A 15947-nucleotide genomic window follows, 5' to 3' on the forward strand; every position below is an offset into this window, starting at 1 on the left:
CTCCGATCGATACGGGCTTAGGGCCGTTCGGTCTGTGTCTCTGCCCGATCATCCTGTGGCGGATCATTAGGGGCCAAATCTTCAGGAGCCGGAGAGACAGGAGCGGCGGGCAGGCAGATCGTGACCTGTGCGCCCCCACCGGTTGCGCGGCCAATCGTCAGGGCGCCGCCATGGGCCGACGCGGCCGCCTCGGCAATAGCAAGACCAAGACCCGCCCCCCCCGTCACCCGGCTTCGCGATACTTCTCCCCTCTCGAACGGTTTGATCAGCCGGCTGGCCTCCTCGCCCTGCGCCGGAAATCCTTCGCCGCAATCCTCAACGCGGAGCAGAACGTCCCCCCCAGCACGGCGGATGTCGAGCCGTATCGGCGGCGCGCCATAGCGATCGGCGTTATCGAGAATATTCTCCATCGCGCGCTGTAAGAGCATCGGGAACCCCTGAACAATCAGGCCTCGCTCCCCGCCGACCTCCAAAGCGGGATGGGTGGCCGCCAGTTCGGCGCAAAGCTTATCAAGGGCAATGGCTTGGCGCTCCCCGGAACCGCGCCCGGTTTTCGCCACCGCCAGAATATCGGTCAACAGAAGAGCCATGGCGTCGAGGCTCGCAATCATCTGCTCTCTGAGCTCGTCATCGGCGATACGCTCAGCGCGGAGCCTGAGGGAGGTAAGGGGCGTCCTGAGATCGTGACCAATCGCCCCCAGCATCGCATCTTTCTCCGTGAACACCGTTTCGAGTCGAGCATGCATATCGGCAAAGGCGGCCGACAAATCGGTGATATCGCTCGGCCCCCGGCGCGGCAAATCGGGGGGCGGACCGGGAACGGTCAATTGACGCGCCGTGAGGGTCAGACGCGCCAGGGGTCGGGAAAGCTGGCGGGTGACGATCAAGGTCGCCGCCAGCAAGCCAAGATAGATCAGAATCGTCTGCACAATGAGGGGTCTGATACGCACCTGGTCGCGGAACGGCTCAGGCACGACGCTATTGACGAAGCCGCCCGAAGGGATGGGCGCGGACAGAACAAGATGACGGGGGGCTGTTTCCGCTTGCGCCAGCTGTTCATTCGCCTCACTCGGCCGGCGGCGCAGCGCCCCTGGCAATTGCGGCGCCAGGCCCACCGAAGCCCCCTCGGACGGTAATCCCTCCGCCGTCAGCGACCGGATGAGCCGCTCGGTGAGGTCTTCCTCCAGGGGGAAAGCTGCGGCAATTGGCGTTCCGGTCTCCACCGGGATGGAGAGCCCCCCAGGCCGGAGGCGGCGGCGCAGCATCGCGCCGATCGGACGCGCCTCATCGCGGGCCACGGCATCAACGAAACGATCAATCGTCGCTTGCGCTCTTACATCGGCAAGCCGGGCCCGGCTCTCAAGCAACAGTGCCAGGCTGACCCCCTGGGCCAGTAACAGGGACAGCGCAAGGACAAGGGCCATGCGCGCGGCCAGCGAGAGGCCCGACCACCTCATCGACGGCTCACGGGGACGCTGAGAACATAGCCGCCATTCCGCACGGTCTTGATGATTTGCGGCTGCTTGGGATCGAGCTCGATTTTCTTGCGTATACGGCTGATCTGATTGTCGATGGAACGGTCGAAAAGGTGCGCTTCTCGGCCCTGGGTCGCATCCAAGAGCTGATCGCGGCTCAGCACCCGCCCCGCCGAGTCGAGCAAGACATGGAGGAGCGCGAATTCACCGCCGGTGAGGGGGATTGAGGGATGATCCGGCCCTGTGAGATGACGGCGCCCAATATCCAGATGAAAACCGGCAAAGGAGTAGCCCTCGCACGCATCGGGAGGAGGGTTTGCCCCCTCACCTCCGGCACGCCGCAGGACGGCCTTGATCCGCGCGACCAACTCCCTGGGGTTGAACGGCTTGGTCACATAATCGTCCGCCCCCAGCTCAAGCCCGACAATGCGGTCGGTATCATCCGCCATGGCCGTCAGGAGAATAACGGGCGGCCCGCCTGTGGCCTGCCACTCACGAAGAAGAGACAATCCGTCCTCCCCCGGCATCATGATGTCGAGGAGGACGAGATCGGGCTGAGCGGTTCGGCAAACCTCTCTGGCCTCAAGACCATCCTTCGCCCGCAGAATATCGTAATGATGACCGGCAAGATAATCGGCCAGTGGTTCGCGAATAGACGCCTCATCATCGACGATCAGTATTTTCTCTCCGCTCATTGCTCGGGGTCCGGCTGCTCACTTTCGTCCTCCTGAGCGGGCAGGCGATACCCCTCCGTAAGCCATCGATGAAGATCGACATGGCGGCAGCGATCCGAGCAGAATGGGCGCTCCGCCGGCACGGTCGGCGCCCCGCAGATCGGGCATCGCTCACTCTTCGACACGATACGCCTCCCCTCCTTGCGTCACGGCCTTCTCCTCAAAGGTCCTATCGACAAGGATCTCGAATCTCGGCCCATACCGTTCCCTCATAAGGTGCGCCGCGGGCCCTTCTCCGACAAGCCCCTCGGCAAGGCGGGGCGCAACGACGAGGCGACGCTGGGCGGTGGGATTTCGCTCAAGCGCCGCCGCGAGGGCGCGATAGGCCGAGGCCCGCGCCACAGGGGCGCTCATCCGTCGCCCCTGCACAACCCCCTGCCCAAACGGTTCGGTCAGCTTCATAAGGGTTGAGGGCCGCGGCCGCGGGGCCACCACCAGGGCGCACCCCTCCGGCGTCACGGCGGGGACACTGACCCGGCCAAGGGGCTTCAGGGCTCTCGTGAGTTGGTCCCGAAAGATCTTCGGGGCGGCGATGGCACCGCGCGGGGCATCGATCAAGATCTGGCCCCCTGCCCCAGCGAGGGATAACAGTCGGCCGAGCGGCCGCATCGCCTCAGCCAAAAGACGACTGCCCGCGCCCGCCTTGGACTGGCCGGCCCCCTGGGCCAGATCGAGATCGACGGTGAAAGCGGCCTCGGTTTCCTCAATCGTCAGCGCCCCCCCTCCTGGGATTATATGCCGATGACGGAGCGCTTCTTCCTCTGCAAGATCAATCTGTTCCCCTATCTGTTTCATCGGCAAGGTCTCCGCCACCCCTCCCAAAAAGGGCGCAAGTCGCGCCGCCGCCTCACCGGTGGTGACGATAACCCGATCTTCGGCCTGTAGTCCCAACGTCATCAGAAGACGGATTTCCACCGGACAGATATCGATCCGCCCCGGCTCCCCCTCCCGGCTTAACTGGGGGCCGATCCGGTCAGCGAGTAACTGATCCTCCCCCAGCGGACCGGGGGTCGCCCGCTGGGCCGTGAGCCGTAACAGAGGAAGGGCCGCCGACCATTTGTCCGTGACGTCAGGGCCCTTTGCGCCCATTGCCTCCCGCTTGATTTCAACGATCAGGGTCGCGCCGACCGGGGGCAATTTCCCGGGGCGGCGCAAGAACCCCTCTCCCCCCGTGCCCAAATCGACAAAGGCCGCGCCGAGCCGAGGGTCGTGACCCAGAACTTTCGCCCTGTAGAGATCACCCAGCAGGGCCTCCCTCTTATCCCCTGTGGCATGGGCGATTTTTACCGGCCCATCCTCGTCCATCCTCAGGACACGAATCATTAGAGGAGAGGTTTCGAGAAAAAGGCGTGCGCCCATCAGTCTGCCGGAAAGGCGGGCGCACGGCCGAGGGCATCACGCAACAGGTTGGCGGTTTCGTAGAGCGGAAGCCCGACAACCCCGGAATAGCTTCCGACGATCTGGATAATGAAGGCGGCAAAGGCACCCTGAATGGCATATCCCCCCGCCTTTCCCGACCATTGATGACTGTCGAGATAAAGGTCGATTTCTGTGTGGCTGAGGGTTTTGACCTTGACCCGCGTTTCTACGATCCGGGTTCTGATCTTTTCGCGGTTGGCCCCTGCACAGGCCATCCCCGTATAAACACGGTGCGATCGGCCGGAGAGGAGCGACAAACACGTGGCCGCCTCGTCGCGGGTTTCGGCCTTCGGTAAGATCCGCCTTCCCGCCGCCACGACGGTGTCACCACTGACCACCACATCCCCGGGATAGCGGTCGGCCACCACCATCGCCTTTTCCTCGGCCAGCCGCCCCGCCAAGAGCCGCGGCAACTCATCCTCCCGCGGGGTTTCATCGATATCGGCGGGATGGATCTCGTCGGGAGGATACCCAATTTGCGTCAGCAACGCCCGACGCCGTGCCGACCCGCTCGCCAAGATCAGGCGCGGACCCGCCTTACTTTGCGTGTCGTTCGACCCCGTTTCTGACATGGGCTCTCCGCTCCCCGCGGCCCCTACTTAAAGCGGTAGGTGATACGCCCCTTGGATAGATCATAGGGGCTCATCTCAACTAGCACCTTATCGCCAGCGAGAACGCGGATTCGATTCTTCCGCATTTTTCCCGCCGTGTGAGCAATGATCTCATGGTCATTGTCGAGTTTCACGCGGAAATTCGCGTTCGGCAACAATTCCTCAACCGTGCCCTGAAACTCGAGAAGCTCTTCCTTCGCCATGCAGATCCTTTACCAAAATGAAGAAGGCATTTGCCCCTCCGCTCCGCAAAGGTCAAGAAGCAGGACTGATGGCGGTCGTCGATTGAAACTCAGAATTGATCCGCTCGGCCAAACAATCCCGGCAGAGGCGATAGGCCCGGCGCAACTCTTCGTCGCCGCCGCGTATATCGGTGGGGTTATCGATTTCCCAGTAGCTCACATTCCCTGACAACCGGCGTGCCTCCGCCGCCGCCTCGGGCGACAGCGCGATCACGCGGTCAAACTCGGCCAAGTCGACATCCGCAAAGGTCTGAGGGGGCCGTTGCGGGACGGGGAGATCATTTTCGAGCAGCACTTCGGCGACGAAGGGGTCCAGCATCCCTTCATACACGCCGCAGCTTTCGACCCGCGTCCCGGGGCCAAGCAGCCGCCGGGCCAGGGCCTCTGCGATCGGCGAGCGGACCGAATTCATATTACACGCAAACAGGATCGAACGCGTCGCTTTCCCCATCTTCAGCGGTCTCCCCTGCTCGACGCCCGAAGCGAGATACTGCAGATCAGCGTAAACAGCCGGCGGGCCGTATCGAAATCCGTCGAGATCTTTCCTTCAAGGCGCTTTTGTAACAGCTCGGTGGCTTCATTGTGGACCGAGCGCCGCGCCATATCCACCGTTTCGAGCTTTTCGGGCATCGCGGCCCGGATCGCATCGTAATAGGTTTCACAGAGCATGAAATAGTCTTTGATCAACCGCCGAAAGGGGGTCATCGACAGATGGTGCTGGATCAGGGGGTCCCCCGCTTCGGTACTGACATCGAACACCAATCGGCCGTTCTGCTCAAACAATTTCAGGCGGTAAGGGCCTTTATCCTCCCCCCCGACCGGCGCGAAGCGATTCTCCTCAAGCAGATCATGCATGGCAACTTTGCGCTCATGATCGACCTCCGAAGAGCGTGCCCCGAGGGAACCTTCATCAATATCGATGGCGACGAGCCGTTCGGTCATCTTGATCCGTCGTTCAATTGAACCTGTCCTTGCGCCAGTTTCCCCCGCCTGTGAAGCCGGAGGGCCTGTCCATGGCGCTATTGGCCACGATCCTCAAGCCGTTGTCTCACGCTCTCACCATGGGCCCAGAGCCCTTCCTTCTCCGCAAGGGTCATGGCCAGCGGCCCGATCACCTCGAGGCTCTCCGCAGAACATCCGATCAGACTGGAACGCTTCAGAAAATCGGCCACCGACAGCCCAGAAGAAAAGCGCGCGGCCCGGGCCGTCGGCAGAACATGGTTCGGCCCGGCGACATAATCCCCCACCGCTTCTGGGGTATGCCTGCCGAGGAAAATGGCCCCGGCATGGCGGATCGAGGGGAGGAGGTCCTCCGGCTTGTCGACGGCCAGTTCAAGATGTTCCGGTGCCAGACGGTTGACCACCTCCATGCCGTCACCCCCAAGACGCCGTACCACGATCAAAGCGGAATTCTGTTCCCAGGCCCGGCGCGTGATCGCTTCCCGCGGAGAGACAGCGAGCAAGTCTTCCGCCGCCCCCTCCACAGCATCGGCAAAGGCCGCATCGTCGGTAATCAATATGCTCTGCGAGGAAGGGTCGTGCTCCGCCTGGCTGAGGAGGTCCGCTGCCACCCAAGGGGCGGGCGATCGATTATCGGAGACCACGACGATTTCGGAAGGACCGGCGATGGAATCGATCCCGACATGGCCGAACACCTCTCGCTTCGCTGCGGCAACATAGGCATTGCCGGGCCCGACGATTTTGTCCACCGACGCGATGGTCTCGGTCCCATAGGCGAGAGCCGCCACGGCCTGCGCGCCGCCAATCCGATAAATTTCCTCGATACCGCAAATCCGCGCCGCCGCCATGACGAGGGGATTGATCTGGCCGTCAGGGGTCGGCACCACCATGACCATCCGCGGCACAGCCGCCACCCTCGGCGGAATCGCGTTCATCAGAACACTTGAGGGATAGCTCGCAAGCCCCCCAGGCACATAAAGCCCCACGGCCTCGAGAGGCGTCCAGCGCCACCCGAGGGTGACACCTTCTTCATCCGTGTACAGTTCGTCATCGGGCATTTGCTTGCGATGATAGGTCTCGATCCGCGCGGCTGCCGCTTCGAGCGCCGCCACCGCCTCGGGAGAGGCACGATCGGCCGCCGCGTCCCGCTCGGCAACGGATATCGCAAGACTGTCCGCCTCGTGACTGTCAAACCGCCGGGTCAGGTCGCGTAACGCGCCGTCGCCCTCCTTGATCACCTGCTGGATAATCCCCCTCACCGCCTCGGCAACCGCTGGGGACGCCTCTTGCTTGCGGCTGAGAAGGGTCGTGAGTTGCCCGTCGAAATCGGCGGCGGCGGTGGTCAAACGCTGGACCATTCACCCCTCCTCATGGTTGGGTTTGTGCTTGGTCCGCCACGGGGCCGACAGGTCCTTCAGCGTGATATTGATCGCTTCGACATCGAGGGCGACGGTCCCGCCGCCGGCAAAATCCAAGGACACGGTGCCGCCATTCTCATCGCCGTCATAGCCGACGCGCAATAGGGCGAGAACGCCGGTCGCCCGATCCGCCGGCAGACCGCGGGTCCGCACCCTCACCACATCATCTATGTGAAGGCCGGTCCGGACACGATGAAAGGGGCCGCGGCGGCGGCGCACGCCCTCCTCCCATAAAAAGCGGTTCGCCACCCAGACGAACCGGCGCTCCGCCGGAAGATAGGCCGTATCCGCCAGGCGACCTGCGGCATCCTGAAGGATACTCGAGACCACCTCCAGATCCTCCCGGTCAGCGGCCATCAGGGCGAGAGGTGTATGGGAAACACGTGTCATAGAGCGCTCACATAGGGTGTCCTGGCCCAAGGGGAAATGGGGCCGCTTCGCAGGCGCGCGAATAGCCCGCTAGTCGGGAACAGCCACGCGCTCGACCAGGGCCCCGACGGCCCTCAATTTTTCGTCGAGGCGCTCAAATCCTCTGTCGAGATGATAGAGCCTGGACAAAAGGGTCTGTCCCTCCGCCGCGAGGCCCGCAACGATGAGGGACATCGACGCCCGCAGATCGGTGGCCATTACCGGCGCCCCCTTCAGAACCGGCTTGCCCCGCACGGTCGCCTGCTGCCCATCCACCCGGATATCGGCGCCCAGGCGCATCAGCTCAGGGACGTGCATGAAGCGATTTTCGAACACTGTTTCGCGGATCACGCTGGTCCCGTCGGCGAGGGCCATTAACGCCATATACTGCGCCTGAAGATCGGTGGGGAAACCGGGAAAGGGTTCGGTGCGGATATCCGTTCCCACCGTCGGCCGGCCCCATTTTTTCACCCGAACGCCCCCCTCTTCCTCGCTGAGGGACAGTCCCGCATCCAACAGAACCCCTTTGGCCGCCCCGAGGAGATCAAGGCGCCCCCCTTCAAGCAGAAGCTCGCCGCCGACCGCGCCGACCGCCATCGCATAAGAGCCCATCTCCACCCGATCGGGCACGACGCGATGGGTGCCGCCCGAAAGGCGATCCACGCCGGTGATCTTGATCGTCGACGTACCATCGCCCTCGATCTTTGCCCCCATCATGCGCAGACATTCGGCGATATCGACGATCTCAGGCTCGCGCGCGGCATTCTCCAGAATGGTTTCGCCCTTTGCCAGGGTCGCCGTCATCATGGTGTGTTCGGTGGCACCGACCGATACGAAGGGAAACGTAATGCTTGCCCCCCGCAATCCTCGCTCGGCAGAGGCGAGCACATAGCCTTCGTCGAGGTCGATCTCCGCCCCAAGGGCCTCAAGGGCCTTCAAATGCTGGTCCACAGGGCGGGCGCCGATCGCGCACCCGCCGGGCAGCGACACTTTCGCCTTTCCCTCTCGCGCCAGGAGGGGACCGAGGACGTTAAAACTCGCCCGCATCTTCCTCACGATATCATAGGGCGCCAAGGTCGACCGCAGGGTCTCCGCCGTCAGATGAAGCGTCGTCCCCCCCCCCGAAATCGCAACACCGAGGTGATCGAGGAGCACCATCAATTGGCGGACATCCGCCAAAGAGGGCACATTCTCAAGCGTCAGGCACTCCTCGGTCAGAAGGCTCGCCACCATCACCTTGAGCGCAGAGTTCTTCGCGCCCGACACGGGCAGAACCCCATAGAGTTCCCGCCCTCCGATGATTGCGAGCTTGTCCATTAGCGATTTCCTTTACTGGTGATCTAGGCCTCGTCCTTCCGGGACTTGGCGGCGCTTTTCCGGCGACGGAGATTCTCCCGGAGGGCCTCAGCCAGACGCGCCTCGCGCGGGGTCTCTTTACGCGGAGCACGAGGGGATGTCGGATGCGCCGGATCGTCGGTCATGGGCGAGGCATGTAGTCGTTCCCGCCCGGGCTTGTACAGGGAGGTCGTGGGGCCATCCTGCGGCGAAAAAAGGGCCCCCCCTCCGCCTTGAGTCGATGAGGAGAAATGGTGCCCGGTGAGGCCGTTTGCTTGACCCCGGAGTCAAACGCGCGACTGCGCGTCGACCGGCCAGGCCGCCGATCGGCGGCGTGAGCGAAGCGAGCGGCCGAAAGAGCAAGAAAAATGGTGCTGCCGGAGAGATTTGAACTCTCGACCTCTCCCTTACCAAGGGAGTGCTCTACCCCTGAGCTACGGCAGCAAAACAAATGAAATCAAAAACTTATGATTCCGCTTTCATCCATGTCCGGCGCACATTCCGGGACATAGCCCAGCCCCAGCGCCGCAGTGAAGGGGCCGCATAGCGCCTGGCGAATAGCGTGCAAAGTGTTTTCTCGCTGGTCCCTGACCCGATCGCCCCCGGCATGGGGCTCCTTGCTGTGCGCCTATCTTGCCATAGCGACGGCCCTTCTCAAGTGAGACCAATCTAATGCGGCGCGGGAGAAGACGGCACCCCGGAAGCGACGGAGGACACCTCTTCGGTCAATAGGGTAGAGCCGGCCCTTATTGGCCGAACCAGGCGCAGGCGCCGCACGATGACCTCCGCGGCCACCAAATGCACAATGAAGGTCACCCCAATGATGATCCCATAGGCGAGGGGCCACTCAAACTGTGCCCAACGGTTAAGCCCAAATCCGATGGTGGCCCCGATGAGGGCTCGTGCCGTCACCACCATCATCAAATAAACATAACTCCGGATCACCCAGCGGGCATGGGCCATGACATCGCCCTTGACGATATAGGTGACGGCAAGAACCGCCGCCCCTCCCCAGGCCAATGCCCCAAGCGTATAAAGCAGGCTGGTCAGCCAGAAGGTGTAATAGAGGTGCCAGGCCAGAATGAAGGCCGTCGCCGCGCCCATCAGACAAGCGGCGATATATCCACGCCCCAATAAGGCGTGCCAGCGGCGGACCTGTCCCGTCCACAGCGCATAGATCTGGACGGCGCCGATGGTGACCGCCGCAACGCCGCACAGCCCATGGGTGTAGAGGATGAGATTAGGGTGCGTGGCCATCACGTCGAGGGCCTTTGCCGTGTCATTGATGAGTGGAAATGACGTCGGCGGCGTTGCCGCGCTATATCCGAGAATATAGAAGACGACCCGCCACACCTCATAAAGCCCTATGAGGAGCAGAGCCGAGAGCGCAGCCTTCGGCGCGATTCTGTACCTTGCCAACACTTGACCAGCCATCCTCATTGACTGGGCGCTTCCCCCGAGATCGGGTGTCCTAACGCCCCCCTAATCCCAGCAATAAGTGTGCTCAGCAGTCGCACCTCCTGCAAGCATTAACTACATTTTATCTATTTTTGTTTTCTGCGAGTGTGTCAGCTAAGCATCTTATCGATATCGAGAACGAGAATAGCGCTGGCACCGAGGCCCTTTAATTCCTCAAGCTGGTCCCAGAGCACTTCTTCTTTACAGACGACATGGATGGCGACCATTTCCTCCGACCCCGCAAGGGCCAGAATGGTTGGCGCGTCCTTGCCCGGCAGCACCTTGCGGATGTCGGCGATGGCCGAGCGCGGGGCGTTCATCATCACGTATTTGGCATCCCGCGAGGCCATAGCCGCCGCCATGCGCGCCGCAAGATCATCGATAAGGGCGCTTTTTTCCTGCGGCGCATCGGGGCGCGCAATCAGCAGGGCTTGCGACGAAAAGATGGTCTCGGCCACTTTCAGGCCATTTTGGTCAAGGGTCGTGCCGGTCTGAACGATATCGCAGATGGCATGGGCATGGCCGAGGCGCGGGGCGATTTCGTGCGCCCCGTGCATCATCACGATCTCGACGTCCTCAACGCCCTTTTTCCGCAACCAGTCCGCCGTGAGGTGAGGATAGGACGTCGCAATCCGCTTTCCCCGGAAGTAGCTCGGCCCTGGATAGGCCACGCCAGTCTCGACCGCGATGCAGAGGCGGCAGCGGGAAAATCCCAGCTCCTTTATCACGGCAGCCGACCGATCGGCCCGGTCGAGTTGATCCTCGCTATAGACATTGGCGCCAACGATCCCCGCATCCGCAGCCCCGCTGGCGACGAGTTCGGGAATGTCGTCGTCGCGGACCAACAACACATCGATCGGCAATTCTCTGATCCGGGCAAAGAGTTGGGATTTCCCAAACCGCACCTTGAGGCCACACTGGGCAAGAAGTTCGAAAGTGGAGTCGGCGAGGCGGCCCTTCTTTTGAACGGCCAGCCGAATCCTCGTCTCATCGATTGGGGGAGAAGTATCATCCATCATCATGCTCGGGCGCTTATGCGGGCCGTGCGATCACGGCAAGCTTCCTGCCTCTTCCCCTCCGCGTCCGAGCCGCTAGGGTCGAACAATTCGTCAAGTACCCAAGGAATACTGCCATGGTTCGCCGCCATTCGTCGCTGATGCTCTCCTCCCTTTTGGTTCTCGCCGCCTGTGGGGGGGAAAGCTCCCAAGAGCCGCAAGTGCCAATAGCGACGGATGAGGCCTTATCCATGACGCCCGAGGGGACCTCGGCCCCCGATATGGTCACCCCGTCCGCGGGCCAGCCTGACGGCCCCGAGTTGGGCGCGTGGGGCATCGACCTGACAGCGATGGATGTGAGCGTCGATCCCGGCGACGACTTCTTTCGCTACGTCAATGGCAGCTGGCTCGAAGGGTTCGAAATTCCTGCCGAATTTTCTAATTACGGCGCCTTTACGGTCCTGTTCGAACGGTCCGAGGCGCGGGTGCGCGATATCATTGAAAGCGCGGCTGCCACCGAGAGCGAAGCCGGATCGATCAGTCAAAAGATCGGCGATTACTTCGCAAGCTTCGTCGATCGCGACGGCATCGACGCCAAAGGTCTGGCCCCCATTGCGGGCCAAATCGAAACCTATGCCGCGTTAGAAGACCACGCCGACATCGCCGCTGCCTTCGCGGATATCGATGCCGGCAGCAATTCTCCCTTCGTCTTCTATGTGGATGTCGATAATAAGCAACCTGATCGATATATCGTCTATCTCACCCAATCGGGGTTAGGCCTTCCCAACAAGGACTATTACGTCAAGGACGAATTTGCCGAGCAACGCGAAGCCTATCAGGACTTCCTGGTGCAAATGGTCGCCACTGCTGACCGGGCCCTTGCAGAGAACGGCCTCGGTGTAACCGTGACGGAGGGCGACGTCGCCGACCGTGCGGCCGCCGTTTATGCCCTTGAGGAGAAGCTGGCCGACGCCCATTGGGACCCCGCCAAACGGCGGAACGCCGATCTTACCTACAACCTCTACACCCTCGCCGAGCTCGGCGACTACGCCCCGGGCTTTCCGTGGTCGGACAGCTTTGACATTGCGGGGATAGGCCAGCAAGACGAATTTGTTGTGCGAGAAAACGATGCCATCAAGGCCTCAGCCGCGATCTTCGCCGACACCCCTGTGGCCGTCTGGGCGGATTATCTCGCCGTACACGCCCTGATCGAGAATGCTGATGTTCTGCCCTCGGACGTCGACGCGCAAGTCTTCGATTTCTACGGTCGCACGCTGTCCGGAACGCCCGAACAGCGGGCCCGATGGAAGCGAGGGGTGCAAGCAGTGAACGGCGCGATGGGTGAAGCGGTAGGACAGATCTATGTCGAGCGCTATTTTCCCCCTGAGTCCAAAGCGCAGATGCAGCAGCTCGTCGAAAATCTGAAGACCGCCTTTTCACAGCGCCTCGACGCCCTCGACTGGATGGGCGAGGCCACCAAGGACGAAGCGCGAGCCAAGCTGGCCAGCTTCACAACGAAAATCGGTTATCCCGACAAGTGGACCGATTACGAAGCGCTCGAGATCAAGCCGGGGGATGCGTTTGGGAATGCCCGACGGGCACAGCGGTTTGAGTTCGAAGAGATGATCGGCAAGCTCGGTCAGCCGATCGACAAGACCGAATGGTTCATGACCCCGCAAACGGTCAATGCGTATTATTCCCGGAACCGTAATGAGATCGTCTTTCCTGCCGCCATCCTCCAGGCGCCGTTTTTCGATCCGCATGCTGATCCTGCGGTCAATTACGGCGGCATCGGCGCTGTGATCGGGCACGAGATCGGCCACGGGTTCGATGATCAGGGCCGCAAGGCCGATGGCACCGGCCTCCAGCGGGACTGGTGGACCGAAGAGGATGCCGCGCGTTTCGATGCCTTGGCCGAAAAGCTTGGCAAGCAATATGGCGGCTATTCCCCCCTCAATGGTCATTTCATCAATGCCGAATTGACCATGGGAGAGAATATCGGCGATTTGGGCGGGGTCACGATGGCCTATGACGCCTACCGATTGTCACTCAACGGCGAGGAGCCGGAGGTTCTTGACGGCTTCACAGGTGACCAGCGGTTCTTCATGGCGTGGGGACAGGTCTGGAAGCGGAAATATCGCGAGGACGAGTTGAAACGTCGCCTGGTGACTGATCCCCATTCGCCCTCCGAATATCGGACCAATGGCGTGGTGCGGAACATGACCCCTTGGTACGAGGCCTTCACCGTGACGGAAGAGGATGACCTCTTCCTGCCCGTCGATCAGCGCGTCGAGATCTGGTAACATTGCAGTGCGGTAAGTAACGGCTTTCCCATTACAATTTTGCCCATAGGGCATTTTTGTTGTCGCCGTCGTGACGAAAATTTGCCACCCTCCCCGTGCAGGAGGGTCGGGCATTATGAGTATCTCGGCAGGGATGGTGGTCGCCATGGCGATGACCGCGGGAACACCGCGTGCAGAATCTGCTCTCGACAATGTCTCGGGGCATTGGTTCACGCCGGACAAAGCCAGCATCATCAAGATCGAGGACTGCGGCGACGGAACCCCTTGCGGAAAGGTTGTCTGGATCGACACAGACGGCGACCACCTGCGACGCGACCGACACAACGCGGATCCGGGCCTCAAGGATACGCCCCTTGAGGGAAGGGTCCTGCTGCACGGGTTCGAAGCGAATGGGGAGAGATGGACCAATGGCGCCATCTACAATCCCGAAAACGGACATACCTACCGCGCTTTACTCGAACGGCTCGACGCGCAACGCCTTGAGGTCAAAGGATGTGTGGGCCCGATCTGCCGCGGCCTCATCTGGACCGCCGCCGATCGCGCCCTCCTTGGGGAGTGAGCATTTCGACTGCGAAGGGGAAACGGGTTCGCGTGAAGAAAATGCGCTGAAGCAAAGACTTAAGAGACGTATCCATCACACCGGTCGATCGATACGTCTCTAGCCGCTGAAGGTCAGTAGACCTCGAACAGGCCCGCCGCGCCCTGGCCCCCACCGACACACATGGTGGACACGATGTATTTGGCGCCGAGGCGTTTGCCGGCCAAGAGCGCGTGCCCGACCATTCGGGCCCCGGACATGCCATAGGGATGGCCCACCGAAATCGCGCCCCCATCGACGTTCAGGCGATCATTGGGGATCCCGAGTTTATCGCGACAATAGACGACCTGGCACGCAAAGGCCTCGTTCAACTCCCAAAGGCCAATATCGTCGATGCTGAGACCGTTTTTCTCAAGCAGCTTCGGAATCGCAAAGACGGGTCCGATCCCCATCTCATCGGGGTCCGTGCCGGCAACGGCCATGCCGCGATAGGCCCCCAAGGGCTCGAGTCCCGCCTGCTCCGCCGCCTTTCGCTCCATCAGGACCACCGCGGCCGCGCCATCCGAAAGCTGGGAGGCGTTCCCCGCGGTGATATAGCTCCCTTCCTTGACCCGTTGGCCCCCTTTGAACACGGGGGAGAGGCCGTTCAGCCCTTCCAGCGTGGTCTGCGGGCGATTGCCCTCGTCCTTCTCAAGGGTCACCTCCTGTTGGGAGGTTTCCCCGGTCTCCTTATCCTTGCGGATCATCACGGAGGACATGGGGACGATCTCGTCGTCGAAATATCCGGCCTCCTGGGCCGCGGCCGTCCGTTGCTGGGATTGATACCCGTATTCGTCCTGCAATTCGCGTTTGATATCGTAACGATCTGACACGATCTCCGCCGTCTCGATCATCGTCATATAGGTCTGGGGAATATGCTCTAGGAGCCAAGGGTTGGGCATCACCGTGGGCATTTTCGGCCCTTGGTTGGTCGAAATCGACTCAGCGCCCCCCGCGGCACAGACATCCATGTTATCGGCGATGATCTGTTTGGCGGCGGTGGCGATTGCCATCATACCCGATCCGCATTGCCGATCCATGGTCTGGCCCGGGACGCTCATGGGCAAACCCGCCCTCAGCGCGGCGTTGCGACCAAGATTGAACCCGCCGGTATTGTACTGCATCGCCTCGCCCATCACGACGTCTTCAATACGTTCGGGGTCAATTTTGGCGCGGTCCACGGCGTGTTTGAGGGCGTGGCCGGCAAGTTCGGTCGCACCCGTATTATTGAACGCGCCACGATAGGCCTTGCCAATTGGCGTCCGCGCAAAGGAAACGATTACGGCTTCTCTCATAGGTCACTCCTGTCTGCCCGCCTCTGATGAGGCCTTAAGATAGGAGTCGCGCCTAGCGAACTATGGACAACAATGTCACGGGGTGTCGAGAAATTGACCTGCCGAAAGGCAATGATGGAACCTTAGGACGGGGAATTCTCGCGATCGCCAAAGGCCTGCTGCAAGGCGGCGAGACGGGTCTGGGCATCCCCCGCATGGCTGTCCCGGCCGGCCGCATCGTCAAAGAGGTCGTGGTCGAGGCGCCGAATGCGGGTGTAGAGGGTATCGGTCTCCGCAATCAGCTCAAGCAATTCTTCGGGCAGCACATCCACATCCGTCGCGGACTTGCCGCCAGGCTCGGCGGGACCGACGCGATATTTCTCGTCCGCGGCCTCATCTTCGGACATTTCGCCGTCGCGAACCGCCCGAAGGACGAGAAGCCAGGAGGCGATTTGCATCAGCCGGGTCGTCAACCGCATCGAGACCCCAGCATATGTCATCTGTGCCTCTCGGCTGAGTTCCCGCGCCGCGGCCCGACCGGTATTGTCGAGATAGCCGGCGGTCTCCTCAACCAGTTCCATGCCTTGGGCGAAGAGATTGGTGAACACTTTCGATCGCACGAACGGCGCCAAACGCCCCTCCCCCGCCTCTTGGGTTGCGCGGTCCGCGCCGATCACTGTCATCATTCTCATCAATCCCCATCGGCTGCCACGGAAATAACAGCATAAACATGGCTGG

17 protein-coding genes and 1 tRNA gene are annotated in these 15947 nt (G+C 61.7%); 2 read left to right on the top strand and 16 right to left on the bottom strand.

Annotated features, from left to right (window positions below; translation table 11 throughout):
• Positions 1-17: 17 nt before the first annotated feature.
• The 14 genes from PB2503_RS01500 to hisG form a co-directional block, all read right to left on the bottom strand.
• On the bottom strand, positions 18-1457 hold the full coding sequence (locus tag PB2503_RS01500; protein WP_013299446.1) for a sensor histidine kinase: 1440 nt from the start codon (positions 1455-1457) through the stop codon (positions 18-20).
• Positions 1454-2170: a response regulator gene (locus PB2503_RS01505; RefSeq protein WP_013299447.1), complete on the bottom strand. Its 717-nt coding sequence runs from the start codon at positions 2168-2170 to the stop codon at positions 1454-1456. The genes PB2503_RS01500 and PB2503_RS01505 overlap by 4 nt, the downstream gene beginning before the upstream one ends.
• Positions 2167-2334 carry a DNA gyrase inhibitor YacG gene (locus PB2503_RS14215; RefSeq protein WP_083810928.1) on the bottom strand — a complete coding sequence of 56 codons (168 nt, stop codon included), beginning with the start codon at positions 2332-2334 and terminating at the stop codon, positions 2167-2169. Before PB2503_RS14215 ends, PB2503_RS01505 begins: the two co-directional genes overlap by 4 nt.
• On the bottom strand, positions 2321-3514 hold the full coding sequence (locus PB2503_RS01510) for a hypothetical protein (RefSeq protein WP_158305811.1): 1194 nt from the start codon (positions 3512-3514) through the stop codon (positions 2321-2323). The genes PB2503_RS14215 and PB2503_RS01510 overlap by 14 nt, the downstream gene beginning before the upstream one ends.
• Before the next feature lie 53 nt (positions 3515-3567).
• Entirely contained in the window at positions 3568-4200 is a 633-nt protein-coding gene (locus PB2503_RS01515) for a Maf family protein (RefSeq protein ID WP_013299449.1), read from the bottom strand.
• A 23-nt stretch (positions 4201-4223) separates the two neighbouring features.
• Positions 4224-4442 carry a translation initiation factor IF-1 gene (gene infA / locus PB2503_RS01520; protein WP_013299450.1) on the bottom strand — a complete coding sequence of 73 codons (219 nt, stop codon included), beginning with the start codon at positions 4440-4442 and terminating at the stop codon, positions 4224-4226.
• Positions 4443-4494: 52 nt separating this feature from the next.
• Positions 4495-4932: an arsenate-mycothiol transferase ArsC gene (locus PB2503_RS01525; protein ID WP_013299451.1), complete on the bottom strand. Its 438-nt coding sequence runs from the start codon at positions 4930-4932 to the stop codon at positions 4495-4497.
• 2 nt (positions 4933-4934) lie between these two features.
• Complete coding sequence (locus PB2503_RS01530; protein ID WP_013299452.1) at positions 4935-5423, bottom strand: UPF0262 family protein; 489 nt, start codon at positions 5421-5423, stop codon at positions 4935-4937.
• A gap of 77 nt (positions 5424-5500) precedes the next feature.
• Entirely contained in the window at positions 5501-6799 is a 1299-nt protein-coding gene (hisD, locus tag PB2503_RS01535) for a histidinol dehydrogenase (RefSeq protein WP_013299453.1), read from the bottom strand.
• The gene (locus PB2503_RS01540; protein WP_013299454.1) at positions 6800-7249 is read right to left on the bottom strand and encodes a DUF2948 family protein; all 450 of its coding nucleotides are present in this window, start codon (positions 7247-7249) and stop codon (positions 6800-6802) included.
• A 69-nt stretch (positions 7250-7318) separates the two neighbouring features.
• A complete protein-coding gene (gene murA / locus PB2503_RS01545) occupies positions 7319-8584 on the bottom strand; it encodes a UDP-N-acetylglucosamine 1-carboxyvinyltransferase (protein WP_013299455.1) in 1266 nt (421 codons plus the stop codon).
• A 387-nt stretch (positions 8585-8971) separates the two neighbouring features.
• Positions 8972-9046, bottom strand: a tRNA-Thr gene (locus PB2503_RS01555).
• A 225-nt stretch (positions 9047-9271) separates the two neighbouring features.
• Positions 9272-10036, bottom strand: a complete 765-nt coding sequence (locus PB2503_RS01560; protein ID WP_041534853.1) for a DUF2306 domain-containing protein — start codon at positions 10034-10036, stop codon at positions 9272-9274.
• A 134-nt stretch (positions 10037-10170) separates the two neighbouring features.
• Positions 10171-11082, bottom strand: coding sequence for an ATP phosphoribosyltransferase (gene hisG / locus PB2503_RS01565; protein ID WP_013299458.1), 912 nt, complete (start codon positions 11080-11082; stop codon positions 10171-10173).
• A 110-nt stretch (positions 11083-11192) separates the two neighbouring features.
• On the opposite strand from hisG, the gene PB2503_RS01570 reads away from it, so the two are divergent.
• Together PB2503_RS01570 and PB2503_RS01575 are read left to right on the top strand one after the other, a co-directional pair.
• Positions 11193-13358, top strand: coding sequence for a M13 family metallopeptidase (locus PB2503_RS01570; protein WP_013299459.1), 2166 nt, complete (start codon positions 11193-11195; stop codon positions 13356-13358).
• Between the two features lie 115 nt (positions 13359-13473).
• A complete protein-coding gene (locus PB2503_RS01575; protein WP_013299460.1) occupies positions 13474-13917 on the top strand; it encodes a DUF2147 domain-containing protein in 444 nt (147 codons plus the stop codon).
• A gap of 113 nt (positions 13918-14030) precedes the next feature.
• Here the strand turns inward: PB2503_RS01575 and PB2503_RS01580 are convergent, their stop codons facing one another.
• Positions 14031-15230 carry an acetyl-CoA C-acyltransferase gene (locus PB2503_RS01580; protein WP_013299461.1) on the bottom strand — a complete coding sequence of 400 codons (1200 nt, stop codon included), beginning with the start codon at positions 15228-15230 and terminating at the stop codon, positions 14031-14033.
• Between the two features lie 122 nt (positions 15231-15352).
• Positions 15353-15895, bottom strand: coding sequence for a protease adaptor protein RcdA (rcdA, locus tag PB2503_RS01585; protein ID WP_013299462.1), 543 nt, complete (start codon positions 15893-15895; stop codon positions 15353-15355).
• Positions 15896-15947: the final 52 nt, after the last annotated feature.

Origin of the sequence: Parvularcula bermudensis HTCC2503, assembly GCF_000152825.2 — a bacterium.
Classification (GTDB): domain Bacteria; phylum Pseudomonadota; class Alphaproteobacteria; order Caulobacterales; family Parvularculaceae; genus Parvularcula; species Parvularcula bermudensis.